Origin of the sequence: Clostridium aciditolerans (assembly GCF_016316925.1) — a bacterium.
Taxonomy (GTDB): domain Bacteria; phylum Bacillota; class Clostridia; order Clostridiales; family Clostridiaceae; genus Clostridium_AM; species Clostridium_AM aciditolerans.
In genome coordinates this window covers 77,768-101,821 of the sequence record NZ_JAEEGB010000002.1, presented here as the reverse complement: position 1 = coordinate 101,821, position 24,054 = coordinate 77,768, and the positions used below count along the sequence as shown (strand labels likewise).

The window sequence follows — 24,054 nt, the reverse complement described above, 5'->3', positions numbered from 1 at the left end:
TACCACAAGGGGAGCATATCAGATCGCTCTAAACTCTTTTATTTTACATATTTTCTCTTATTGTTCTAGAACTAAGAATTTAATTAAGTTGAACTCTTAGTATTAGAATATGTTTGTCCATAACTTATGTTTTTTGTAGCAGAACTCAAAGCATCAACTGCTTGACTGCTAAGTTCAATTGTATCAGTTCCATTTATGTGACAAAAATATTAGGAATACCACTTAATGGCTATTTCCTATATCACACAATTTAGCTTCTTCACTGTTAACTCTGATAATATCTCTAACTTACTAAGCAGGCAATACTCCAATATTATATGCGAGTTTATTTGATTTAGGTTGAAACATATAAAGCACTTAATTCAAAACCAGCTTATTTGCTTATCATAATATCCATTCTTATAAGCAGATACTATATCCTGCATTTTATAAAGTATCCCTAATCTCTCACATTCATTTTTAAATATTGTCCAGAGCCTTTTTGTATTAGGAGAAGAACATTCATACCTATTTCCAAACACTGTATTATATTTTTTAGCCAGGTCATCATTTTGAAATACTTCTGACAACTTATCATAAAAATAATCTCTTTGGTTTTGTCTAAGAGTTAATCCCATACCATAAGCCAAAATAAACTTTGCGCCACATTCAGAAGCTTTTCTTACTATATTTATGATATTCTCTTCATTATCGTTAATGAATGGTAAAATGGGCATAAGTAATATCCCGGTGAATATACCATTATCCGAGAGCTTTTTTATTGCTTTAAATCTTTCAGAGGATACACAAACATTTGGCTCAATTTTTTTACAAAGCTCATCATTATAGGTAGTAATAGTTATCTTAATAAGCACTGGGGAATGCTCCTTAATTTTTTTCAAAATATCAATATCTCTTGTAATAAGATTACTTTTAGTAGCTATTGCTATTCCAAAATTAAAAGCATTTATTTGTTCAAGTGCATTTCTTGTCAGCATTAAATCCTTCTCAAAAGGATTGTAGGGATCGCTCATTGCGCCTGTCCCAACGACTCCAGTTCTTCTCTTACCTTTCAATTCTTTTCTGATAATTTGTGTTGAATTTTCCTTTACCCTTACCTTATCAAAGTTCTCTATACCATAGCATTCGCTTCTGGAATCACAATAAATGCAGCCATGGCAACATCCCTTATAAATATTCATATTGTAATTAATGCCAAACCATGAGTTTTCCTTGGCATACTGTGAGATTATTGTTTTTGCAGGAATATAGTCCATTTATCCTCCTTGCCTACCTATTCTTCCATCTTTTTAGTGTAGGAAGAAATCTTTGTAGATTACTTCTAGCTTCTTGTTCACTCATATGAGGATTTGCGTTTACCATATGTGGTACACAAAACTCAATCATCTGCTCCATTGTCATATCACCTTTAAAGGTGCCATTTTCAAAACAATAAATACAGTACTCCGTGTTCTTGCTTCCATCCTCATTAGTTCCAATTTCCTTTTGATCAATAAGTGGCATTCCACAGCTTTGACAATAAATTCTTTCCATTATAGACACACTCCTTTTTGTTATTTGTATCCATAATATCAAATAATATATGACATCTATATGTCATATTATATATTTATTAAACATATTTTTAAGTCTTTTTTTAACTTCTTGTACTACATATTCAGGCTCAATAACTTCCACGCTATCCCCATAAGATAATATGTGAGAGTATACCCACTCATCATAGGGAAACTCTGCTGTTACTAAATAAGAGCCATCTGGTTCTTGTAAAATTTGATTTTCATTATAATAATCAATAATACGATAAAGCATATTAGAATTGAATCTAAGCTTAAGTATAACCGTATTAAATTTATAATCACTTTTAGTTTTCTTAAAATACTTACTAATTTCTTTTCTTTCAAAATTTTTATCTATAGTCTTTACTTCTCTCATACGTGTAATCTTAAATATTCTGAAACATTCTTTTTCGCAGCAAAAGCCTAATAGATACCAAGCTTGCCCTTTAAAGATAATCTTATACGGCTTTACTACTCGGTCACTTTTAATATTTTTAGAATTTACATATTTAAACTCTAAAATTTTTTGTTTTAATATGGCAGTCTTAATCTCATCAAATCTCCTATCAATGTCGCCATTACTTCCCCAATGTGTAAAATCAACATCTACCCAATCTATAGAGTTATTACTTCCAAATATACTTTTAAGTTTTTCTATAGTATTATCTATCTGCAGTTGCCTCGTTGCCCCTAAGGTCTTAAGTGCAAAAATTATATTTCCTCTTTCCTCCTCTGATAAAATAGTCTTATCTAGAGTATAATTCTCCAAAAGAGAAATCCCTCCACCTTTTCCTTTACTCATATACACTGGTATACCTGCACTAGATAGCTCATCTATATCTCTATAAATTGTACGCTGCGACACGCTAAATCTTTCTGAAAGTTCCTTTGCTGTTACTGTTCCTCTACCAAGAAGTATAATTATTATCTCTATTAATCTATTAATTTTCATATTTATCACCACTACTATTATATCATAGCTCCCCCATGAAATAACAAAAGACTGCACCAGTTCTACCAGTACAGTCATACCCATTCTTTATTTATATAGATACCCAAATTAAAATATCGATTAATACTATAATTTAATTTAGCAATTTTTATGAGGGGAGGACAAAAAAATTGACAATTGACAGAAAAGGAGGAAAACTCACCTTAATCTGTCCTCTGTCAATTGTCCTCTGTCCCCTGAAAATGTTACTAATACTTTTTAGTGTATAAGTCAACTGACCGCCTAGTAACTCTATACTTATTCTACAAATTCGATTAAACCCTCACCTAATTTAGCAATACGTGCTAGTGAATAAACCTCATATCCTTTATCCTCTAGAACCTTGCGTCCAGGTTGAAATGACTTTTCAATAACTATTCCTATTCCTGCAACTTGAGCTCCTGCTTCTTCAACTAAACGGGCCGCACCTAATGCAGCTTCACCATTTGCTAAGAAATCATCAATAATTAGTATTCGATCTTCTGCCGTTATATATTTTTTAGATAAAGTTAGCTCATAATCCATTGCTTTTGTAAATGAATGTACAGTTGTTTGATAAACATCACCATTTAATATTTTTGATGATTGCTTCTTTAATGTCACCATTGGCAAGTTCATTTGCATTGCAGTCATAACTGCTGGAGCAATTCCTGAGCTTTCGATTGTAAATATCTTGGTAATTTCATGCTCTTTAAAATAATTTTTGAAATAAGTGCCCATTTCATACATTAAATTTGGGTCTACTTGATGATTTAAAAAGGAATCAACCTTTAATACAGTTTCAGACAATGCATGTCCATCTTTTAAAATACGATTATGCAGTTCTTTCATTTATATCACCTACTTCATTAGACTTTTCATTTTTTTCTCTTAGTAATACATTTAATACTAATGCTGTAATTGTTCCAGTTGAAATTCCTGATGAAAAAATCATTTTTAAACCTTCTGGCAATTTTGCAATGACATCCGGACGGAATGTAACCCCTAACCCTAAGCCGATTGACGTAGCAATAATTAATAAATTACGATTGTTGAGCTTTACACGACTTAAAGTCTCAATTCCAGCTGCAGCTACCGTTCCAAACATAACAATTCCTACTCCACCAAGCACTGGCTGTGGCATTATGTTAATTAATGCTGCAAACTTAGGAAATAAACCTAAAATAATTAGTAATGCTCCCGCCATCATAGTCACATAACGACTAGCCACCTTTGTCAATGGTATAAGGCCGATATTTTGGCTAAATGACGTATTTGGCATAGCACCAAACACACCAGCTAACATACTTCCTATACCATCAGATAATACTCCAGCACCAATGCGTTTTTCATCAGACTCAATTCCTGAAACTCCATTTATAGCTTTCAAACATCCAACTGTTCCTATAACTGTAACAAAGTATGCAGGTATAAATGGCAACAAAACTTTTAAGTTAAAGTTTATTCCATATCCAAAGGCTTTAGGTAGTGATAGCCAGCTTGCTTGCCCTACAGATGAAAAGTCAATCATTCCAAGTGGAATGCAGAGAATATATCCAACAACCATTCCAATTAAAACTGATGCACTGCTAACTAATCCCTTCCCATAGTGGTTTAATAACAATGTAACTGTCATTATAGCTAAAGCAATGGCAATGTTTTTTAGACTACCATAACTAGCACTTCCTACACCGCCAGCTGCCCAATCTATTGAGACTGGTAGTAAAGTTAATCCAATTAAGGATACCACTGTTCCCGTTACGATTGGTGGAAACAGCTTCATTAAAGGTTTAACAAAAAAGCTTAATGAAATTACTATAAGTGCACCTAAAATTGTTGCTCCAAAAATACCTGGCAATCCAAACTTTGCTCCAACAGCAATAGCTGGTGCAACAAATGTAAAGTCAGTTCCCATAATACAGGCAACTCGTGCTCCAACTGGTCCAACTCCCTTTGATTGAATAAATGTAGCGACCCCTGCCATTAAGATTGCGCTGCTGATTAGTGCTGTTGATGTTTTAGCATCAAAACCTAGTGCTGCGGAAATAACGATTGGAACAACAATAATTCCACCAAAAGCAGCAAAAATATGCTGAAATCCTAATAAAATTTGTGTTAATAATCTTGGTTTGTCCTCAACTCCATAGATTAACTCAATGTCATTTTGATTCTTTTTCATATTTTCCATCTTAATCTCCCTCTATGTTTTTAAAAATACTTGCCTATCATACATAGAGCATCGTAGAACAAACTGCAGCACGGTTTAAAATAATAACATATTCATCCGAACTTATGCATTTTTAATTAAATGTGTAATAAAAAAACACCTCAATATAATTTGAGGTGTTGAGTTTAAAACCAATAGATATAAAATATATCTATGTGTTAAAACACATTACCTCGTAGTCTGCTAATTTACGGCTAGCAGGTAGAAACTTTCGGACCATATTACCGACGATATACGAGCTTTTTGTATGATATATCAGCATTATAACACATTTTTCGATATAAAAATATTTTTTTAATATTATTAATTATTAGTAATTTTCAGTTTGAGTAAAAATTTAATGTATAGCTTTCTTTTTATACTTCTTGCCTGACGCCTCAACACTTCCAATAGTAACTAAAGCATCATCATCAAATCCATTAACAATTGATTTCAGTTTGGCAATCTCAAGCCTTGATACAACAACATATATTACATTTGTCGAACACCCTTTATAGCCGCCTTTTCCTTGAAGTAAAGTGACTCCTCTACCAAGTCTGTCCACAAGCGCTTCGGATATATCTTTGTGCTTTTCTGATATAATAGTAACTGCTTTTGATTCATCTAAACCTTCTACAGTAATATCAATTACTTTAAAGGCAATAAAATATGCTATTAAAGAGTACATCGCTCTGTCCCATCCGAAAATGAATCCAGAAGTACCTAATATAAATAGATTAAAGAACATAACAATTTCTCCAATTGAAAAGCTCGTCCTTCTATCTAATATTATTGCCATAATTTCAGTCCCATCTAAGGACCCGCCGCTTCTAATTACTATTCCAATACCTGCGCCTAAAATAATGCCTCCAAAAACTGAGGCAAGAAAAGTATCATTTGTAATTCCTGAGACAGGGTGAAGAACACTTACCCCTATAGATAAACATATGACCCCAAATAGGGTTGCTAAGGTAAAAGTTTTTCCGATTTGCTTATACCCTATGACAAAAAATGGTATATTTAACAAGAAAATGAATACACCTAGAGGAAATTTCGTTATATGACTTGCCATTATAGATATTCCCGTTATTCCACCATCAATTACATTATTGGGAATTAGAAATATTTCAAGACCGATGGATGCTAGGGTAGCCCCTAACATTATTAATAAAACCCGAAAAATAAATACAAACTTGTTACGATGTTTTTTTATCATCTAACATCCTCCTTTTGATATAATTTAGTATGGTCATGATATTTCTATATTTCTATAAATATAGAAATATCATATAAATATTTAGCTATAAATAGCTTTACAAATTTTAATGAAAAGATATTTATAGCTAAGTTTACTTACAACTAATATAATTATTAATTTAATAGTCAATAACTGCTGGTGCATAGTGCTTTAAAACTTCTTTTTGTATTTGATATATGTGATATACGCCTACTTTTTTCAGCTTAAGCAGGCCGCATTCTGTAAGAAGCTTTAGATGATGCGAAAGTGTTGAGCCAGCAATTAAATTTAAACTTTTAGATATCTCAGCACAGCTAAGCTCATCTTGTTTTGCCATTAATCTTATTATTTTAATGCGCGTAGGCTCACCTAATGCTTTATAAACTTTTGCTATATGATCAATTTCATTATTATATGGCATCATGATACATTTTACCTCTTATATTTTAATATATTTCGATAACCATCGAATTAATTATATCATTAATTAATTATATAGTCAAATATATATAGATCAAGGTTTGTTACTAGTATAAAATTACCGACAAAATAGAGAATATATAATATATCTTTACATTAAAGAAAAGAGGTGGTTAAGCATGCGTAAAAAGTCAAACTTAGTAGTAATGAGCATTTTTTTAACAATACTATTATGCTTATTTAATTTAAATTCCCAACCTACTTTTAATCAAACTACAAGTGCCGATAGTGTACGTCTTGTTGCAGATACTAAAAACATAGAAGGACTGCCAAAACATTTTCGTAAAACTACAGACTCATTAAAAGTTGAGGATGGCAAACCCTTAAATCTAAAAGGACTATCTAACTTAAATGCATCCGGCAGCTCTCAATTCTCACCAAAGAATATTAAACTTCTTAAAGAATCTATAGGAACTAATCTACCTATAGTCGTAGTAGATTTGAGGCAGGAATCCCATGGCTTTATTAATGATACGCCAGTAAGTTGGTTAGGTCCTAAAAACAAAGCAAACTTAGGATTATCAAAGGATCAGGTTTTAAAAGATGAAAAAGTTAAGTTACAAGCTATACAGTTAGGTAAATCAGTAACTATTGGAGATGAATCTATAATCCCTACAAAAGTTCAAGACGAGAATGAATTAGTAAAGAGTGTAGGTATGTCCTATATGCGAATACCAGTTACTGATAATATGAGACCTACTGATGAAATGGTAGATTATTTTATAGAATTTTTTAACTCACTGCCTGATAATACATGGCTTCATTTCCACTGTAAAGCAGGTATTGGGAGAACAACTACTTTTATGACAATGTATGATATAATGAGAAATGCTAAACATGTTAGCCTTGAGGACATCATGAATAGACAGGTTCTATTAGGTGGTAAAAACCTGCTTTATGCTGAAAATAATCTAACAGGTGAATCTGCACAAAGGTCTGAATTTATCAAAAATTTTTATAATTATTCAGTACAAAACAACGATAATTTTAAAACTACTTGGTCAAAGTGGCTTAAAGTTCAGTGAAACTAATATATCTCTCATTTGGAGAAAAAATTTTGGGGTTATTAAATATAACCCCAAATTTACATATGCTTTATTACATCATAAAAAGTATTGAAATCATAGTAAGGTATATTTTGTTCCTCACAGTACTGCTTTAAAAATGACTTAGCAAATATCTTATCTGCATATACACAAGCGCACCTATCAGAATGTCCATCACCGATATAGTATACTTCATAACCTTCATCTTTTAACTTTTCAACTACCTTCTTTTTGCAGTTCCCACAAAGATTACATTCCTTATCTGTATTTAAGAAAGATAGCTTCCAGCCTTTGTTATAAACCGCACTATTACAGGATAGCTCTAAATCTTCTAAGCCATTTTGTTTAAGTATTTCTTTTATATAAATATCATAACCATCTGATGTTATTACTACTTTATACGAATTCTTCTTTATTATATCGATAAATTCTTTAAAACCAGGATTTATTTCAAACTTACTGGCAAAGTCTCTTATTTCTTCGTCATTATATTTGATTAAATCCCACTGTTTTTGGCCGCATTCAGATGTTCCTATTTCTTTCTTAATCCAGCGATCACCTATTTCCTTCCAGCCATCTCCAGCAAATTTTTGTATTATAGAGAAACCTACATCCTTTACTGTTATTGTTCCATCAAAGTCAACCACAAATGCTTTTTTCAAGTTTTTTACCCCCAAAAGTGTAATATTATACTTCTACTATTTTACCACTATAATATATAATTTATCCTATAAGCAGGCATACAAAATCTATGATTTTGATATGATCGGTTAAGTAGCGAACTCAAATCTGTGATTTGGAGTGAGTCACTTACTCAGTGAGTACTCATTCGACATTAGGAGAAGGAGTTTCATATAACAATTATCTTCTATACACTATTTTTCCGTCAATGATTGTATATAAAGTATCTGTATACACATCCATAGGATTTCCGTCATATATTGCTATATCTGCATCTTTTCCTTTTTCTATGCTTCCTACTCTATCACTTATACCAAGTATCTCTGCCGCATTTATAGTTATGGTTTTTAAAGCTTCTTCTATGCTTAATCCTGACTTTACAGCTAATCCAGCACATATTGGCAGATACTCGATTGGAATAACCGGATGGTCTGTCATTATTGCTAACTTAACTCCTGCATCATTTAATAATTTTGCAGTAGTATAATTTCTGTTTTTTGTTTCTACTTTACCTCTAAAGGTCATAATTGGCCCAAAGATTGTAGGAACACCTGAATTTTTAATTTGTTCTATAATAATATGGCCTTCAGTGCAGTGATCGAGAGTAAGTAAAACATTAAACTCTTTAGCTATTCTAACGGCAGTAAGCATATCATCTGTTCTATGAGCATGGGCCTTTAGCGGTATTTTTCTATCTAGGACTGGCATTAATGCTTCCATCCTTATATCTATATCAAAATTATCGCCTTTAGCTAGTGCTGCGTTTTTCCTATTTTTATAGTTTGCTGCTTTTGTTAAGGTTTCTCTAAGAAGTGCAGCGGTTCCCATTCTAGTCATAGGCATTTTATTTTTTCCTTTATAAATCCTTTTTGGATTCTCACCAAAGGCAATTTTTACTGCTGCTGGTTCTAATATTACCATTTCATCAATGGAAACTCCTTTAGTTTTTATAACTGCAAATTGTCCTCCTATTACATTAGCACTTCCTGGACCACTCATAACTGTTGTTATTCCAGCTTTCACAGCTTCATCAAAAGCTGGATCAAAAGGATTTATTCCGTCTATTGCCCTTAATTGTGGAGTTATAGGGTCTGTTGATTCATTTAAATCATTTCCCTCAAATCCTATATCCTCCTCAAGCATTCCTAAGTGGCAGTGTGCATCAATTAGCCCTGGTAAAACCCATTTGTTTTCTGCGTCTATTACCTCTGCGCCCTGCGGCTCATTAATATTTTCACTAATTTCAACAATTTTACCATCCTTAATAAGTATAGATCCCTTTTCATAGTTGACACCTGTCATAGTAACTATTTTACCATTTTTAATTAAAAGCATATTTTTCCTCCTATCTAACTACAATCTTAACTCCTATAAGTATAAGTATTATCCCAAATAGCCTAACAAAATCAATTGGCGATTTTGTAACACCAAATAGTCCAAAGTGACTTAGCACAGCACCAGTAATTACATGTAGAGAAACAAATATTGATAATGCAGATGCTGCTCCTAATATTGGTACAACCTTTATACTTAGAAACACAATTACTATACCAAAGGCTCCTCCTATCCAGTATAACGGAGACACATTTTTGATATTTGCATACTCCTTAAAATTGCCTGAAACTAAAATTATCGTAAGCATGATAATTGTACTTGTAAGAACGCTATGAAAAGCTGCTATCTTTGGTGTAATAGCCTTTCCAAGTACAGCATTGATAGCAGGCTGCGTTCCAAGACAAATCCCCACTATTATAGCCATAATAATACCGTAAGTCTTTTCCATTTTATCCCCCTCTTAAGTATACATGATTCCAATACTGAAAGGTCAATTTACCTTTTTAATTAAATCTTTTGTATTTGAATCACGCACAAAATAATAAAAAATTATCTATACATACAAGATTATACATTATGTACTCTAAAATGTTAAATGTATGCTATAATGTTATAATAATAAACTAGAGGAGGAATTAGAATGAACCGTCAAAGCACTGATGTTGCTAAAGCATCTGTAAAAATGGCAATATCCTCAAGATCTAATGAAGAGAAGCTGACATTAGCCTTTAAAGAAAAAGGCATTCTTACTACTGCTGTAGATATAGGCGGTGACTTTACAAATTCAACAGTTAAAATTATTGAACGAGCATTAGTTGCTTCCCATAGATGTAAAATAATTAAAGAATCCCATGTTCACGATGGAGCTGTAGCTGGTGCTACAAAAGAAGCTCTTGAGCAAATATCACGGAAAGCCACAGGCCTTAACGTTGGAGGGAAAATAGGAATAGCACGAGCTGGAGAACATATTAGCGTATGCATCTTCATGAGCATAGGACTTCTTCATTTAAATGAAGTCGTTATAGGGCTTGGTCATCGTTCAATACCTGACATTTACTAATTGCCAATTAGTAAATGTCATTTTTCTTTCTTCTTATCTTTATAACTGCAAATATTATTCTTTTTTAAATATATACTAGAAAATTAACCGTCAAAATATTGAATTTTACCAATTCTGACTGATATGTTGACTTTATTTGTAATCTATTATATCATTGTTCTCAATAACTTAATTTGGAATTTTAAATAATTGACAAATTTCGAACATCAAAATTAACAGTTTTTCTATAACTTACTGTTGATATTTATAACTTTTACATTATTATTTGACATTTGAGAGTCGTCCAAGCGTAGTATGGTAGATATTAAAAGTAAAAAAATTACTTTTAAATTTTATAACTTAATATTTTTAGGAGGATGGTAGTATGGTAGGAAAAAAATTATTATCTTGTCTATTGGGAGGTCTTGTTTTAGGCACATCTATTTTGACAGGCTGTTCTTCAGCTGCCTCAAGTAGTACTAGCAATTCCAAGAAGGTTTTAAATATTGGAATAAGCCAGCTAGTAGAGCATCCCGCTTTAGATTCAGCTCGTAAGGGATTTGTAGATGCATTGGCATCTAAAGGATTTAAAGATGGTGAAAAAATCAAAATAGATTTTCAAAATGCTCAAGGTGACATCCCAACTGCACAAACAATAGCAAGCAATTTTGTTTCAAACAAAAAGGACTTAATACTTGCTATAGCAACTCCTGCAGCACAGGCTGCATACAACAGCACTAAAGAAATACCTATTTTAATGACAGCAGTAACTGACCCTGTTAAATCTGGACTTGTAAAATCAATGAATAAGCCAGATACAAATGTCACAGGAACTAGTGATGCCCTTCCCTTAGATAAGCAATTTGAGCTTATCAAAAAAATAGTTCCTAACTGCAAAAAGATAGGTATACTTTACAACACTAGTGAAGCAAATTCAGAACTCCAAGTTAAAGCGGCTAAAGAAGAAGCTGCGAAGATGAATTTAGAAGTTATAGCTACAGGTGTTACTAGTTCCAATGATATGCCTCAGGGATTAAATGATCTACTTTCAAAGGTAGATGTTTTATACACACCTACAGATAATCTTGTAGCTTCATCAATGTCTTTAATCAGCTCTAAATGCTTAGAAAAGAAAATACCTGTTATAGGTGCCGAAAAGGCTCATGTTGATTCTGGCGCTTTAGCAACAGAGGGTATAGATTATTACAAACTTGGTTTTCAAACAGGTCTGATGGCAGCTGATATATTAGATGGCAAAAAACCTCAAGATATGCCAGTTCAGACTTTAAAAGAAACAAAACTCATAATAAACGAAGATACTGCTAAGAAACTGAATATCGCCATACCTGACGATTTAAAAGCAAAGGCAGAAATAGTTAAGGGTGGTGCTAAGTAGTGACTGGCTTTTTAATAAATATACTTGAACAGGGTTTAATATTTGGTATAGTATCCATAGGAGTTTATATAACTTATAAAATATTAGATTTTCCAGACTTATCAGTTGATGGTACCTTTGCTCTTGGAGCTGCTGTAACTGCTGCTGCCTTAGTAAAAGGAGTAAATCCATTTTTATCACTAATTATAGCTTTCATAGCTGGTCTTGCAGCTGGAGCAATAACAGGATTGCTGCATGTAAAGCTTAAAATAACTAATCTTCTTTCAGGCATTTTAGTTATGATAGGCCTTTACTCAATTAATCTTAGAATAATGGGAAAAGCAAATGTTCCACTATTCACACAGAAAACTATCTTTTCAAATAGTTTTTTGCCAGTGATCACAATTGCTTTAATAGCATTTTTAATAAAAATACTGCTTGATATGTTTTTAAAAACAAAGTTAGGATTCATACTAAAAACTACTGGAGATAATCCACAAATGGTTACTTCTCTTGGAGTTGATATGGATAAGATGAAAATACTAGGCTTAATGCTATCTAATGCCATTGTAGCTTTGGCTGGTTCAATAATGGCTCAATACCAAAAATTTTCCGATGCAAATATGGGCACAGGAATTATTATCGTTGGTCTTGCAGCGGTTATAATAGGAACCTCTATTTTGAAAAAATCAACATTTATATCAGCAACCACTACAGTAATTTTAGGATCAATACTATATAAAGCAAGCGTATCAGCAGCATTGAAGATGGGTTTCCCTCCTACAGATTTAAAACTTATCACCTGTCTCATAGTTATAATTGTATTAACTTTTAACGGGAATGGATTTAATTTAAATCTAAAAAGAACTAAAGGTTTTAGTCTAGGAGGTGTAAATATTGCTTCAAATAAAGAATCTGCAAAAGGTTTTTAATAAAGATACTGTTAATGAACAAGTTGTATTTAAAGATTTATCACTTAATATAAATAAAGGAGACTTTGTCACCATAATAGGCAGTAACGGCGCTGGAAAGTCAACGATTTTAAATCTAATAAGTGGTTCTTTACCAATAGACAATGGTTCTATAATTTTAGAAGGCAAGGAAATTTCTGCATTACCAGAGTATAAGAGAACAAAATTTATAGGTAGAGTATTTCAAAACCCTACATTAGGGACATCACCTTCTATGACTATATTGGAGAACTTATCTATGGCTTACAACAAAGGAAAAGCTTTTAATCTTACAGCCTGTGTTAATAAGAAAAATATAGGCTTCTTTAAGGAAATGTTATCTGAACTTTCCTTGGACCTTGAAAATGTAATAGATACTAAGGTAGGATTACTATCCGGTGGACAAAGACAGGCTTTATCCTTACTTATGTCAACAATGTCTAATCCTGAGCTGCTTTTACTTGATGAACATACTGCAGCATTAGACCCAAGAACATCTGAGAACATTATAGAAATGACTAAAAAAACTGTAACTGGGAAAAATATAACTACGCTTATGGTTACACACAATTTATCTCACGCAATAAACACAGGAAACAGATTGATAATGCTTCATCGAGGTGAGGCGATTGTAGATGTTTCAGATAAAGAAAAAGCAAATCTAACTATTCCTAAACTTTTAGATTTGTTTAAAAATAAAAATTGTGAAGATTTCATAAGTGATACATTAGCTCTTTCTTAAAACTTTTTATAAAATATTTTCTCTATATTTTAAGAACTACACAAAAGGGCCATAGGTTATGCTTACCTATGGTCCTTTTACTTTTATTATATTTCTCTACTCCAGCAATTCCTTTACATCCTTATATACCAAGCTATTAGATATACCACCATAATACCTTACAATATCGTCAATTACTGTAATAGGAGGTTCAAATCCTCTATTTATTATATCCTTTATTCTTTCAAATTCTCCTTCAAGTTTAGTTTTATCTAGATCTATAAATTCAACTATAGTTTGATTCTTTACATCGCTTTCTTCAATAAATTTTTTTAGTTCATTATATAAATCCCCTACAGTTTTTGAAGCACTTGTTTTGCATCCACCACCGCATCCACTGTGAGAATCTTTCCTACTTGAACAGCCACTGCATGAACTTTTTTTACTAGAGCATCCAGAACAACCATTACCTTTATTACTGCACCCACATCCACTTGCTATAGGCTGCTCCTTAACTCCAAATATTTGTACCTTTATTATATTATTCATTATGTTAAAATTCCTTTCTACATATATAACTACCTTATATTAAGGATTATATCATTTTTATTTGTTAATTCAACAACATACAAATAAAATTAAAGATAACTGATTTATAATATGTTTTATATATTAAAACAAAGTTTGCCTCCACACTTTTTACACTCTGCTTTGATTGTGCTTCCGCATTCTTTTAACTTACATATCAATGCTAAATTGTAATGTACTTCATTATTATAAGGGTTCAATTTTATAACTTTCATATAGTCTTTTATTGCCCTTTCATATTCTCCTTGATAATAAAATGCAACTCCTCTGCCATTATATGCATCTTCATATTCATTATTGACCTCTATAGCATCGCTATAGTCTTTGATTGCTCTATCATAATCTTTCATAATGTAATGTACAATTCCCATATTATAAAAGGCTTCTTCATCAAGAGGATTTAAATCTATTGCTTTACTAAAATCCTTTATCGCCATAGAAAAATTATCCTGCATTTTATAGGATAAAGCTCTGTTAAAATATGCATTTTGATTTAAGGGGTCCAATTTTATGACTTCACTATAGTCTTCTATCGCTTTTTCATAATCATTCATTTCATAATAAACAATGGCTCTGTTATTATATGAATTCTTATCTTCTATATTTAGTTCTATAGCTTTTGTAAGATCCTTTATTGCCATATCATATTGTTTTAAATCCGTATAAACACCTGCTCTGTTAAAATAAGCATCTTGATATTGAGGGTTTAATTTTATAGCCATTGTATAAAATTTAATTTTGTCAGATTGATATGCTTCATAATAGGCTCTATAGAAGAATTCTTCTGCTTTTTCTATTTTACTTTTACTATCAATATTTTTTCTTTTGATTTCATTTAATTTAATTATATTATTAATATTAATCCCCCCCTTATAACAACCTATTTTTTAATATATGATATAATCATGAAAATTGCTTTTAAAAATTTTGTGGAATTTTTGAAAACTTAGGCGAAACTCTATTTGAATATGCAATAATGGTTGTTGTAAATATAATATTTTAATATAGCTGTTTTAGCATTATATATCTAATATAAAAAAATAAAGGGTTCCACCCTTTTATTTGGAACCCTTACTTTTTAAATCTAATTCAATACATTTTTTATAATCTGAACATATGGTATTGCACATATTTTTCTGTTTGCATACAAGTGCCATATTATAATATACTTCTAGATTATTAGGATTTAGCTTAATGACCTTAATATAATCATCAATAGCTTTTTCGTATTTGCCTAGTTGATAAAATACAACTCCCCTATTATTATAGGCACTTTCATATTCATCATTTAATTCTATTGCTTTACTGTAATCTGCTATCGCTCTATCAAAATCATTTAAAGCATAGTATATAATTCCTCTATTATAATATGCTTCCTCATCTTCTGGCTCCAAATTAATTACTTTAGTAAAATCCTTTATTGTATTTTCGTAATCCTTCTGCATTTTATGTGCCAGGCCTCTGTTAAAATAAGCATTTTCATCAACAGGATCTAGCTCTATTATCTTATCATAATCCTGTATTGCCTTATCATATTCTTTTATCTCATAATAAACAACAGCTCTACCATTATGAGCATCTTTATTATTCGGATTTAACTCAATTGCTTTCGTAAAATCCTTTATTGCCATATTATATTGTTTCAATCCCTTAAAAACTATGGCACGATTATAGTAAGCATTTTCATGTTTAGGTTCATTACTTATAGCCATTGTATAGAACTTAATCTTTTCATCCGTATATATTGAATAAAATGCCCTATTGTAGAATTCTTCAGCTAATTCTTTTGTATTTTTTCTTTTATATGTCTTAAGTTCAATTACTTTGCTATTCATTATAATCCCCCCTCTAAATCGCTTACTAATTATTATATGAATATTGCAAAGACATGATTATTATTCATTTATTCCTAAAACATCTTTTACTGTGTATAGACCTGGACCTTTATCCTGTAAATATAAAGCTGCATTACAAGCACCATTTGCAAAGCAGTCCCAATTATGTGCGTGGTGAATGATTTCTAATCTTTCTCCCATAAGTCCAAACATAACGGTATGACTACTGGAAATATCCCCTGCCCTAAGGGAATGATATCCTATACTACCTTCTTTTCTAGCTCCCTTGCCTTCTCTTCCATGTACTGCAACTTCCTTAAGTTTTTTTCCTAAAGCTTCTGCTATTACTTCACCCATTTCTTTTGATGTTCCACTTGGAGCATCCATCTTATACCTGTCATGCATTTCAATTATTTCTATATCAGACATACTGCCTATAGCTTCTGCAGCAGTACTCAAAAGCTTATACATAAGGTTCACCACCATGGAAGTATTTGCTGCAAATAAGACAGGTATAGCCCTTGATATTTCTACAATTCTATTATATTGTTCTTCTGAAAAACCTGTGGTACCGCATACTACAGCTTTATTATGCTTTAATGCGGTTTCTAAAACTTCCATTGAACACTCAGTAGTTGTAAAATCGATTATTGCATCACATTTATCAATTATATCTTCTAAGTTATCTACAACCAATGCCCCAATTTCTTCACCGACTCCTGCAGCTAGTCCTGCATCTTTTCCTATATAATCTCGTCCCTGCGGAGCTACTGCACCAACAATAGTCATATTCTCCATCTCTTTAGCCAATTTAATTATTGTCTTTCCCATCTTACCTTTTGGCCCTATTACTATTATGTTCATATTCCCACTCTCCTAGCCATCAATAAATTAAATATTTAGATAATTATACCACAAATTATGAGAATAGGAGTGTTATAAATTATAGAAAAACTAACTAGAAAGTCAACTTTCTAGTTAGTTTCTCTATATAGATTTCTTAACTATAAAGTTGACTTATTCCTTCATTAGAAGCCTTGTATATCAATGTATTTAATTAAGAATAAGCCAACTTTTAAGCACATTTATCTATATAGATATCCAGCTTTGATAATTGACTTAATTAAGGTATTCATAGGGGTACATCTGACAGTACATTTAATGATTTTATGTTAGCTCTTGGCGAAGCTGCTTTAGAACGTCAATAATCTTAAATACTGTTTGAGCACAGCGAGTTTATTTAAGATTATTGAGGTTCTTAGCAGCAAGCCTTAGAGATAACTAAAATTATTAACAGTACAGAAGAGGTACCCCTATGAATACCGCTAATAAGTCAAGCACTTAGATTGGATATCAATACCAATTTTCATCTATCCAATGCTTTGAGCTATAGCTGCCCCTGGAGGTACAATAGGATATACTTTTTCATCTCTGTTTATTTCACATTCAACTATAACAGGTTCATTTAAGCTAAGTGCGTAACCTAACACCTCTTCAATCTCACTGTTATTTTCTATCTTCATAGTCTTAATCCCATAGGCATACCCTAATTTTATAAAATCAACATCTGGACCTAATTGTGTGTGGCAAAACCTTCCTTGATAGAACATATCCTGCCATTGATGCACCATACCTAAGGCATGATTGTTCAAAACTAACTGTACTACAGGCAGTCTATACTTTGCTATAGTAGCTAACTCCGTAGAATTCATCTTAAAACTACCATCTCCTGCTACATTAATTACTTTTTTATCGGGATTACCTACAGAGGCTCCTATGGCAGCACCAAGGCCGAAACCCATAGTTCCGAGTCCTCCTGAAGATATGAATGTTCTAGGTTTGGTAAATTTGAAATATTGAGCTGTCCAGATTTGATTTTGACCTACTTCTGTAGTTAAAATACAGTTTCCTTCTGTGAGATGAAATAATTTTTCCATGATGAGCTTTGGACTTACATGAAGAGTTGCATTTGATTTTCCAGCACTGAGTTTCTTCCAGCTATTAACTTGGTCAAGCCAATCTACATTATCTTTTTGACAAGCTTTCTCCGTTAAAACCTTTAAAACCTCTTTTACATCTCCTTTTAAAGCCACATCAATGTTTACATTTTTTCCAAACTCTTTAGGGTCAATATCAATATGAATTATCTTAGCATCTGGCGCAAAAGCTTCTACTTTACTAATTACACGATCACTAAAACGTGCACCTACTGCAATGAGCAGATCACATTCGGTAACAGCATAATTTGAACACTTACTTCCATGCATGCCTACCATTCCCATATAATTTTCATGAACTCCAGGAAAAGCTCCCATTCCCATTAGTGAACAAGTTACTGGTGCATTTATTTTTTCTGCAAAGGACATAAGTTCATCCTGTGCACCAGATATAACTATTCCCCCACCAGCATAAATTACAGGCCTCATGCTACCGCTTATAAGTTCTTCTGCTTTTTTAAGTTCTTCTTCATTATGCATTAAGCTCAGCCTTTTCCCTTTTGACCTTTCAACTTCCGCATATTCATAGTCAATTTCCGCTATTTGTATATCCTTTGGGATATCTACAACAACAGGGCCTGGCCTTCCTTCTCTTGCTATATTAAAAGCTTCTCTTATAGTACTAACAAACTTATCTGCCTCTGTAACAATATAGCTTTTCTTTGTTATAGATGTTGTTATATCTACAATGTTTACTTCTTGGAAAGAGTCCTTTCCAAGTAAACTCTGAGGTACCTGTCCTGTAAATACCACCATTGGAACTGAATCTCTATAAGCTGTTGCAATACCTGTAACTGTATTAGTAGCTCCTGGACCTGAAGTTGCAAGGACAACTCCTACTTTTCCTGTAGATCTTGAATATCCATCAGCAGCATGAGTAGCCCCCTGCTCATGGGCTGTTAGTATATGAGTTATTTCTTCAGTGTTATACAGGGCATCATAAATTGGTAATACTGCTCCACCTGGATAACCAAATATTGTGTCTATGCCCTGCTCTTTTAAACATTCTAATAGTACTTCTGCGCCTTTCAATTTCATAATGATACCCCCTTTTAAAGTTTAGAAAATCTATTTACTTTCAATCCATGACATCATAGCTCTAAGCTCTTTACCTACTTTTTCTATAGGATGATTTTGTTCTTTTCTTCTCTTTGCATAGAAGTATGGTCTATTAGCTTGATTTTCTAATATCCAATTTCTTGCAAAGGTTCCATCTTGAATTTCGCTAAGAACTTTTCTCATTTCCTTTCTTGTATCTTCAGTTACTATTCTACTTCCAACACTATAGTCTCCGTATTCTGCTGTATCACTTATAGAATATCTCATGTAGCTTAAACCACCTTGACTCATCAAATCTACAATAAGTTTCATTTCATGTAGACACTCAAAATATGCATTTTCTGGTGAGTAGCCAGCTTCTATTAATGTTTCAAATCCAGCTTTTATAAGCTCAGTTACACCACCGCAGAGAACTACTTGTTCACCGAACAAATCTGTTTCAGTTTCATCTTTAAAGGTTGTCTGTAGAACTCCAGCTCTAGTTCCTCCTATTCCCTTTGCGTATGCTAGTGCATAATCACAGGCTTTTCCACTATAATCCTGATATACTGCAAATAAGCAAGGAACTCCTTTTCCACCAACATACTCGCTTCTAACAGTATGGCCTGGTCCTTTTGGTGCTACCATAAATACATCCACATCAGAAGGTGGAACTATTTGATTAAAATGAATATTAAATCCATGAGCAAACATCAGCGCTTTTCCTGCAGATAAGTTTGGTTCCACACTTTCTTTATATACTTTACTTTGTTTTTCATCCGGTATTAAAAGTATTACTAAATCTGATTCCTTAACGGCATCTGCTACTTCTAAAACCTTAAATCCAGCTTCTTTCGCTAGTTCTGAGGATTTGCTTCCTTCATACAATCCTACTACTACATCTATACCACTTTCTTTTAAATTCAAGGCATGAGCATGTCCCTGGCTGCCATATCCAACAACTGCAACTTTTTTTCCTTCTAATAAACCTAAATCTGCATCCTTATCATAATAAACTTTTAATCTTTCCATTTTTATTCCTCCTAAAATTTTTAGTTATATTAATAAATTATTAAATATTATCGATCTCAATAGTGGGTTATTTTATTTATATAAATTTGAATTTATGTGATATTTTAACTGTAAAAAGTTAAAAAATTTTTTATTGGTAGCTTTTTAAAACCTCACCAAGTCTTTTTATTCCTTCTACAATCTGATCATCTTTCATGCTTGAGAAGTTCAATCTAAAATTATTTCTACAATTGCCATTTGGGTAGAAGGCTATTCCCGGAACAAAACCTACTCTCATTTCCATTGCTTTTTTCAAAACATCTGATGCATCTAAGTTTTCCGGAAGCGTTACCCATAGGAAAAGACCTCCATTAGGGTGAGTAAATGAACAGTTTGATGGAAACTCTTCTTGAATAGTCTTTAACATTAAGTCTCTTCTTCTCCTGTAAACAGCAGCTATTTTATTTACATTTTCTTTTAAATCATACATCTTCATATACAATGCTGTTTCTTTCTGAGACATAGTATTTGTCTGCAAATCTACAGATTGTTTAACAAGTAAATATTGATCTAAAAATTCCTTACTTGTACATACCCAGCCAATTCTTAATCCTGGACAGAATACCTTTGAAAATGTTCCATGATATATCACTCTGTCATCTGTATCAAAACTCTTAATTGCCGGAAGCCTGTCTCCTTCAAAAATTAAATTTCTATAAGGGTTATCTTCTAGGATAAGTACATCATACTTTTGTGCTAATTCAACCATCTTTTTTCTTCTTTCAACGGGCAGCGTTATACCTGTTGGATTTTGGAAATCTGGTACAGTATATATAAATTTAGCATTTGGATTATTCTTTAACGCTTCTTCAAGCTCTTCCATTACCATACCTTCATTATCCATTTTCACTTCAACAAATTTTGGGCCATAGGCTTGGAAGGCAGTTATTGCACCTAAATAACTAGGGCTTTCACATATAACTACATCTCCTTCATCTAAAAATATTCTTCCTGAGAATTCTAATGCTTGCTGTGATCCACAGGTTATCATTATGTTGTCTGCTGTAATATCTACACCAGCCTCTGCCATGATTTGTTCTGCAATAATTTCTCTTAGCTCCTTAATACCATGGGTTGAGCTGTATTGAAGAGCATTATGCCCATCTTCATCAAGTAGCTTTTGAGTAACCTTTTTCATCTCTTCGATTGGAAAAAGCTCTCCATCAGGGAGCCCACCAGCAAAGGATATTACCTCTGGCATTTCTGTAAGTTTCATGATCATTGCAATTACTTTATCTGCTTCACTGCATCCATCACTACTAAGTCTCTTTGCAAATTTATTTTTCATAACAACACCCCTTAACATAGTATTTAATATTATAAAATATAGTATTATTCACATATAAAAAAGAATAAAAAAAATCAAACCTCTGCCTGGGGCGAGAAGTTTGACCGCGGTACCACCCAAATTTTTTACTCTATTAGATAACGGCTTCTGCCGGCACAACTTACTTATAGTTCAGTCTGCAACTCTAGGGTGATTTTCAACAGTTTCCGATTTGTGAGCTTTCACCTGCCCTCACTCTCTTTAAAATCTTTCACCACTTACTCGTCCCTATCATAGTTTTTGGTTTATATAATTATTAAAGTCTATGGAACAAAATGTTTATTCATTCACCATTTGTGAAAATCATAATATTAATTCATTCACTTGTCAATATATTTTTTAATTTTTATTTTTATAATTCTTCTCCTTTTTTCTTTTACTACATTATAATGCATTTATGAATTTTATGTTTTATAGCTTGATATTATGCCATTTTAATAAAATTTAATATAATTTATTGATTATTTGTAATAAAACGTTTTCATACAGCTTTTAAACCTAATGACATACAACTTTCATTTTATGCAATATACAAATTTTATTTATTCATTTTTCTAAACAAGCTTTAATTAAAATTTTATATTTATTCATTGACACAAAATTCAAATTATAGTATATTAATTGACAATACTAAAAAACTGTGACAGGGAAGAGTAAACAAAACTATGCTTTTAAGAGAGTGGGGTAAGGTGAAAGCCCATAAGCTAACGTTGTTGAAAATCACCCTTGAGTTGTTAAGCTGAAATTTAGTAAGCCTAACCGGTGAAAAGCCGTTATTTAAATTAAGTTATAATTTGGGTGGTACCGCGACAGACCTCGCCCCATTGTGGGAAAGGTCTGTTTTTTATTTCATAAATTTTAGGGGGTTATATACATGACAAAGTTGAATTGGAGAAGTAAAGAGGTTACAGAAGGAGTTGCTCGTGCTCCCCATCGTTCATTATTTTACGCAATGGGATATTTACCAGAGGATTTAGAAAAACCTTTAGTTGGAATAGTAAATGCTCATAATGAGATAATACCAGGGCATTTTCATCTAAATGAAATAGTTCAAGCAGTTAAGCTTGGAGTAAGTGCTGGTGGTGGAACACCAATGGAATTTCCATCAATAGGCATTTGTGACGGAATTTCCATGAATCACAGCGGTATGAAATATCCTTTAGCAAGCAGAGAACTAATAGCAGATTCTATAGAAGTTATGACTATGGCTCATAAATTTGATGCCTTAGTACTAGTTGGAAACTGTGATAAAGTAGTACCTGGAATGCTTATGGCTGCAGCAAGACTTAATGTACCTGCCATTTATATAAGCGGTGGTCCAATGCTTACAGGTAATCATAAGGGAAAGACTCTAGACTTAGTAAGCACATTCGAAGGTGTTGGTGCATATGCGGAAGGAAAAATAAACTCTGATGAACTTGCACAAATTGAAAATTCTTCTTGCCCAACCTGTGGAAGCTGTTCCGGTCTTTTCACTGCAAACACCATGAACTGCTTGGCAGAAGCTTTAGGTATGGCTCTTCCAGGCAATGGTACTATACCTGCACCTTACGGCAGTAGAAAACAATTGGCTAAAAGAGCAGGTATGCAAATAGTTGAACTTATAAAAAGCAATATAAGACCAAGAGACATATTAACTTTGAAAGCTCTCAAAAATGCAATAGCGCTTGATATGGCTATTGGCGGGTCAAGCAATACTACTCTTCATCTTTTAGCCATTGCTGATGAAGCAAAAATAAATCTTAATTTAAATGAATTTGACACTATCAGCAGAGAAGTTCCTAACATAACAAAGCTCAGTCCTTCTGGAAAGCATAGTATAGAAGACTTAAACAATGCTGGTGGGATTTCTGCAGTGCTTAAATTGCTTAAGGATGCAGAATTGATTGAGGCAGATACTATCACAGTTACAGGAAAGACTTTAGGTGAAAATATCGCTGATGCTGAAGTTTTAGATTCAACTGTAATAAAACCGCTAGGCAACCCTTACTATAAAGAAGGAGGAATAGCAATACTTAAAGGGAACTTAGCACCAGATGGAGCTGTTATAAAACAATCTGCTGTTGAGCCAGAAATGCTTTGTCATCGTGGTCCTGCAAGAGTATTTAATTCTGAAGAAGATGCTTTTACCGCAATCATGGATAGACAGATAAAGTCTGGAGATGTTGTTGTAATTAGATATGAAGGTCCTAAAGGATGTCCTGGAATGAGAGAAATGCTTAGCCCTACCTCTGCAATAATTGGAATGGGACTCGAAAAATCTGTAGCTTTACTTACAGATGGCCGATTCTCGGGAGGCACTAGAGGGCCCTGTATAGGCCATATATCTCCAGAAGCCTATGAAGGAGGCCCAATTGCACTTATAGAAGATGGAGATATTATAGAAATAGATTTGCCTAATAGAATTATAAAGGTTGAACTGTCTGATGAAGAACTTAAACAAAGATTATATAATTGGACTGCACCTCCTATAAAAGCTGAAGAAGGAACTTATTTATATCGCTACAGCAAGTTAGTCACTTCTGCAAGCACTGGTGCAGTTCTTAAAAAAGATTTTTAAGATAATAAATTAGCTTCCCCGTAGTTGTGTACCCCTCTCATT

23 protein-coding genes, 1 riboswitch and 2 other annotated features are annotated in these 24,054 nt (G+C 32.7%); of the genes, 6 read left to right on the top strand and 17 right to left on the bottom strand.

The annotated features are described in order from the left end of the window. Positions 1–362 precede the first annotated feature (362 nt). The 7 genes from I6U51_RS01175 to I6U51_RS01145 all read right to left on the bottom strand — a co-directional run bounded on the left by I6U51_RS01175 (position 363) and on the right by I6U51_RS01145 (position 6,393). Positions 363–1,256: an SPL family radical SAM protein gene (locus I6U51_RS01175; protein WP_211140779.1), complete on the bottom strand. Its 894-nt coding sequence runs from the start codon at positions 1,254–1,256 to the stop codon at positions 363–365. Between the two features lie 13 nt (positions 1,257–1,269). Further along, positions 1,270–1,533, bottom strand: coding sequence for a zinc ribbon domain-containing protein (locus tag I6U51_RS01170; protein ID WP_211140778.1), 264 nt, complete (start codon positions 1,531–1,533; stop codon positions 1,270–1,272). Positions 1,534–1,596: 63 nt separating this feature from the next. After that, on the bottom strand, positions 1,597–2,592 hold the full coding sequence (locus I6U51_RS01165; RefSeq protein WP_246517022.1) for a helix-turn-helix transcriptional regulator: 996 nt from the start codon (positions 2,590–2,592) through the stop codon (positions 1,597–1,599). A gap of 213 nt (positions 2,593–2,805) precedes the next feature. Continuing rightward, entirely contained in the window at positions 2,806–3,378 is a 573-nt protein-coding gene (locus tag I6U51_RS01160) for a xanthine phosphoribosyltransferase (protein WP_211140777.1), read from the bottom strand. Beyond that, on the bottom strand, positions 3,362–4,705 hold the full coding sequence (locus I6U51_RS01155) for a nucleobase:cation symporter-2 family protein (protein WP_211140782.1): 1,344 nt from the start codon (positions 4,703–4,705) through the stop codon (positions 3,362–3,364). Before I6U51_RS01155 ends, I6U51_RS01160 begins: the two co-directional genes overlap by 17 nt. 204 nt (positions 4,706–4,909) lie before the next feature. Further along, a riboswitch (purine riboswitch) is annotated at positions 4,910–5,011 on the bottom strand. 79 nt (positions 5,012–5,090) lie between these two features. Continuing rightward, a complete protein-coding gene (locus I6U51_RS01150) occupies positions 5,091–5,948 on the bottom strand; it encodes a YitT family protein (protein ID WP_211140776.1) in 858 nt (285 codons plus the stop codon). Positions 5,949–6,108: 160 nt separating this feature from the next. Beyond that, positions 6,109–6,393: an ArsR/SmtB family transcription factor gene (locus I6U51_RS01145; RefSeq protein ID WP_211140775.1), complete on the bottom strand. Its 285-nt coding sequence runs from the start codon at positions 6,391–6,393 to the stop codon at positions 6,109–6,111. A 175-nt stretch (positions 6,394–6,568) separates the two neighbouring features. On the opposite strand from I6U51_RS01145, the gene I6U51_RS01140 reads away from it, so the two are divergent. Next, positions 6,569–7,474, top strand: coding sequence for a phosphatase domain-containing putative toxin (locus tag I6U51_RS01140; protein WP_211140774.1), 906 nt, complete (start codon positions 6,569–6,571; stop codon positions 7,472–7,474). 59 nt (positions 7,475–7,533) lie between these two features. Here I6U51_RS01140 and I6U51_RS01135 read toward each other — a convergent pair whose 3' ends face one another. The 3 genes from I6U51_RS01135 to I6U51_RS01125 all read right to left on the bottom strand — a co-directional run bounded on the left by I6U51_RS01135 (position 7,534) and on the right by I6U51_RS01125 (position 9,959). Further along, positions 7,534–8,157, bottom strand: coding sequence for an MtnX-like HAD-IB family phosphatase (locus I6U51_RS01135; protein WP_211140773.1), 624 nt, complete (start codon positions 8,155–8,157; stop codon positions 7,534–7,536). 199 nt (positions 8,158–8,356) lie between these two features. Beyond that, positions 8,357–9,511, bottom strand: a complete 1,155-nt coding sequence (locus tag I6U51_RS01130) for an amidohydrolase (protein WP_211140772.1) — start codon at positions 9,509–9,511, stop codon at positions 8,357–8,359. A 10-nt stretch (positions 9,512–9,521) separates the two neighbouring features. Beyond that, positions 9,522–9,959, bottom strand: a complete 438-nt coding sequence (locus tag I6U51_RS01125) for a DMT family transporter (RefSeq protein WP_211140771.1) — start codon at positions 9,957–9,959, stop codon at positions 9,522–9,524. 192 nt (positions 9,960–10,151) lie between these two features. On the opposite strand from I6U51_RS01125, the gene I6U51_RS01120 reads away from it, so the two are divergent. The 4 genes from I6U51_RS01120 (at position 10,152) to I6U51_RS01105 (ending at position 13,617) form a co-directional block, all read left to right on the top strand. Beyond that, positions 10,152–10,571 (top strand): HutP family protein, encoded by a 420-nt coding sequence (locus I6U51_RS01120; protein ID WP_211140770.1) that lies wholly within the window; start codon positions 10,152–10,154, stop codon positions 10,569–10,571. A gap of 364 nt (positions 10,572–10,935) precedes the next feature. Next, the gene (locus I6U51_RS01115) at positions 10,936–11,946 is read left to right on the top strand and encodes an ABC transporter substrate-binding protein (RefSeq protein ID WP_211140769.1); all 1,011 of its coding nucleotides are present in this window, start codon (positions 10,936–10,938) and stop codon (positions 11,944–11,946) included. Then, positions 11,946–12,857 carry an ABC transporter permease subunit gene (locus tag I6U51_RS01110; RefSeq protein WP_211140768.1) on the top strand — a complete coding sequence of 304 codons (912 nt, stop codon included), beginning with the start codon at positions 11,946–11,948 and terminating at the stop codon, positions 12,855–12,857. The genes I6U51_RS01115 and I6U51_RS01110 overlap by 1 nt, the downstream gene beginning before the upstream one ends. Continuing rightward, positions 12,823–13,617 (top strand): ABC transporter ATP-binding protein, encoded by a 795-nt coding sequence (locus tag I6U51_RS01105; protein ID WP_211140767.1) that lies wholly within the window; start codon positions 12,823–12,825, stop codon positions 13,615–13,617. The genes I6U51_RS01110 and I6U51_RS01105 overlap by 35 nt, the downstream gene beginning before the upstream one ends. A 96-nt stretch (positions 13,618–13,713) precedes the next feature. Here the strand turns inward: I6U51_RS01105 and I6U51_RS01100 are convergent, their stop codons facing one another. The 7 genes from I6U51_RS01100 to I6U51_RS01070 form a co-directional block, all read right to left on the bottom strand. Then, on the bottom strand, positions 13,714–14,145 hold the full coding sequence (locus I6U51_RS01100) for a hypothetical protein (RefSeq protein WP_211140766.1): 432 nt from the start codon (positions 14,143–14,145) through the stop codon (positions 13,714–13,716). Positions 14,146–14,261: 116 nt separating this feature from the next. After that, positions 14,262–14,906 (bottom strand): tetratricopeptide repeat protein, encoded by a 645-nt coding sequence (locus I6U51_RS01095; RefSeq protein ID WP_211140765.1) that lies wholly within the window; start codon positions 14,904–14,906, stop codon positions 14,262–14,264. Positions 14,907–15,242: 336 nt separating this feature from the next. After that, positions 15,243–16,019, bottom strand: a complete 777-nt coding sequence (locus I6U51_RS01090; protein ID WP_211140764.1) for a tetratricopeptide repeat protein — start codon at positions 16,017–16,019, stop codon at positions 15,243–15,245. 60 nt (positions 16,020–16,079) lie between these two features. Continuing rightward, on the bottom strand, positions 16,080–16,883 hold the full coding sequence (gene dapB / locus I6U51_RS01085) for a 4-hydroxy-tetrahydrodipicolinate reductase (protein WP_211140763.1): 804 nt from the start codon (positions 16,881–16,883) through the stop codon (positions 16,080–16,082). 506 nt (positions 16,884–17,389) lie between these two features. Next, entirely contained in the window at positions 17,390–19,054 is a 1,665-nt protein-coding gene (gene ilvB / locus I6U51_RS01080; protein ID WP_211140762.1) for a biosynthetic-type acetolactate synthase large subunit, read from the bottom strand. Positions 19,055–19,084: 30 nt separating this feature from the next. Continuing rightward, positions 19,085–20,086 carry a ketol-acid reductoisomerase gene (ilvC, locus tag I6U51_RS01075; RefSeq protein WP_211140761.1) on the bottom strand — a complete coding sequence of 334 codons (1,002 nt, stop codon included), beginning with the start codon at positions 20,084–20,086 and terminating at the stop codon, positions 19,085–19,087. Positions 20,087–20,216: 130 nt separating this feature from the next. Continuing rightward, positions 20,217–21,413: an aminotransferase-like domain-containing protein gene (locus I6U51_RS01070; protein ID WP_211140760.1), complete on the bottom strand. Its 1,197-nt coding sequence runs from the start codon at positions 21,411–21,413 to the stop codon at positions 20,217–20,219. Between the two features lie 84 nt (positions 21,414–21,497). Continuing rightward, positions 21,498–21,696, bottom strand: a binding site (T-box leader). Between the two features lie 387 nt (positions 21,697–22,083). Further along, positions 22,084–22,279 (top strand) — a binding site (T-box leader). 47 nt (positions 22,280–22,326) lie between these two features. Between I6U51_RS01070 and ilvD the strand changes: the two genes are divergently transcribed. Further along, positions 22,327–24,012 carry a dihydroxy-acid dehydratase gene (gene ilvD / locus I6U51_RS01065; RefSeq protein ID WP_211140759.1) on the top strand — a complete coding sequence of 562 codons (1,686 nt, stop codon included), beginning with the start codon at positions 22,327–22,329 and terminating at the stop codon, positions 24,010–24,012. Positions 24,013–24,054 lie beyond the last annotated feature (42 nt).

Bases quoted from the DNA above. Each gene is read 5' to 3' on its own strand.
- I6U51_RS01160 (WP_211140777.1), bottom strand. From the start codon at position 3,378: ATGAAAGAACTGCATAATCGTATTTTAAAAGATGGACATGCATTGTCT.
- dapB (WP_211140763.1), bottom strand. From the start codon at position 16,883: ATGAACATAATAGTAATAGGGCCAAAAGGTAAGATGGGAAAGACAATA.
- I6U51_RS01070 (WP_211140760.1), bottom strand. From the start codon at position 21,413: ATGAAAAATAAATTTGCAAAGAGACTTAGTAGTGATGGATGCAGTGAA.
- I6U51_RS01115 (WP_211140769.1), top strand. From the start codon at position 10,936: ATGGTAGGAAAAAAATTATTATCTTGTCTATTGGGAGGTCTTGTTTTA.
- I6U51_RS01165 (WP_246517022.1), bottom strand. From the start codon at position 2,592: ATGGGTATGACTGTACTGGTAGAACTGGTGCAGTCTTTTGTTATTTCA.
- I6U51_RS01170 (WP_211140778.1), bottom strand. From the start codon at position 1,533: ATGGAAAGAATTTATTGTCAAAGCTGTGGAATGCCACTTATTGATCAA.
- I6U51_RS01175 (WP_211140779.1), bottom strand. From the start codon at position 1,256: ATGGACTATATTCCTGCAAAAACAATAATCTCACAGTATGCCAAGGAA.
- I6U51_RS01120 (WP_211140770.1), top strand. From the start codon at position 10,152: ATGAACCGTCAAAGCACTGATGTTGCTAAAGCATCTGTAAAAATGGCA.
- I6U51_RS01150 (WP_211140776.1), bottom strand. From the start codon at position 5,948: ATGATAAAAAAACATCGTAACAAGTTTGTATTTATTTTTCGGGTTTTA.
- I6U51_RS01145 (WP_211140775.1), bottom strand. From the start codon at position 6,393: ATGATGCCATATAATAATGAAATTGATCATATAGCAAAAGTTTATAAA.
- I6U51_RS01130 (WP_211140772.1), bottom strand. From the start codon at position 9,511: ATGCTTTTAATTAAAAATGGTAAAATAGTTACTATGACAGGTGTCAAC.
- I6U51_RS01100 (WP_211140766.1), bottom strand. From the start codon at position 14,145: ATGAATAATATAATAAAGGTACAAATATTTGGAGTTAAGGAGCAGCCT.
- I6U51_RS01155 (WP_211140782.1), bottom strand. From the start codon at position 4,705: ATGAAAAAGAATCAAAATGACATTGAGTTAATCTATGGAGTTGAGGAC.
- ilvD (WP_211140759.1), top strand. From the start codon at position 22,327: ATGACAAAGTTGAATTGGAGAAGTAAAGAGGTTACAGAAGGAGTTGCT.
- I6U51_RS01125 (WP_211140771.1), bottom strand. From the start codon at position 9,959: ATGGAAAAGACTTACGGTATTATTATGGCTATAATAGTGGGGATTTGT.
- I6U51_RS01090 (WP_211140764.1), bottom strand. From the start codon at position 16,019: ATGAATAGCAAAGTAATTGAACTTAAGACATATAAAAGAAAAAATACA.
- I6U51_RS01095 (WP_211140765.1), bottom strand. From the start codon at position 14,906: ATGGCTATAAAATTAAACCCTCAATATCAAGATGCTTATTTTAACAGA.
- I6U51_RS01140 (WP_211140774.1), top strand. From the start codon at position 6,569: ATGCGTAAAAAGTCAAACTTAGTAGTAATGAGCATTTTTTTAACAATA.
- ilvC (WP_211140761.1), bottom strand. From the start codon at position 20,086: ATGGAAAGATTAAAAGTTTATTATGATAAGGATGCAGATTTAGGTTTA.
- ilvB (WP_211140762.1), bottom strand. From the start codon at position 19,054: ATGAAATTGAAAGGCGCAGAAGTACTATTAGAATGTTTAAAAGAGCAG.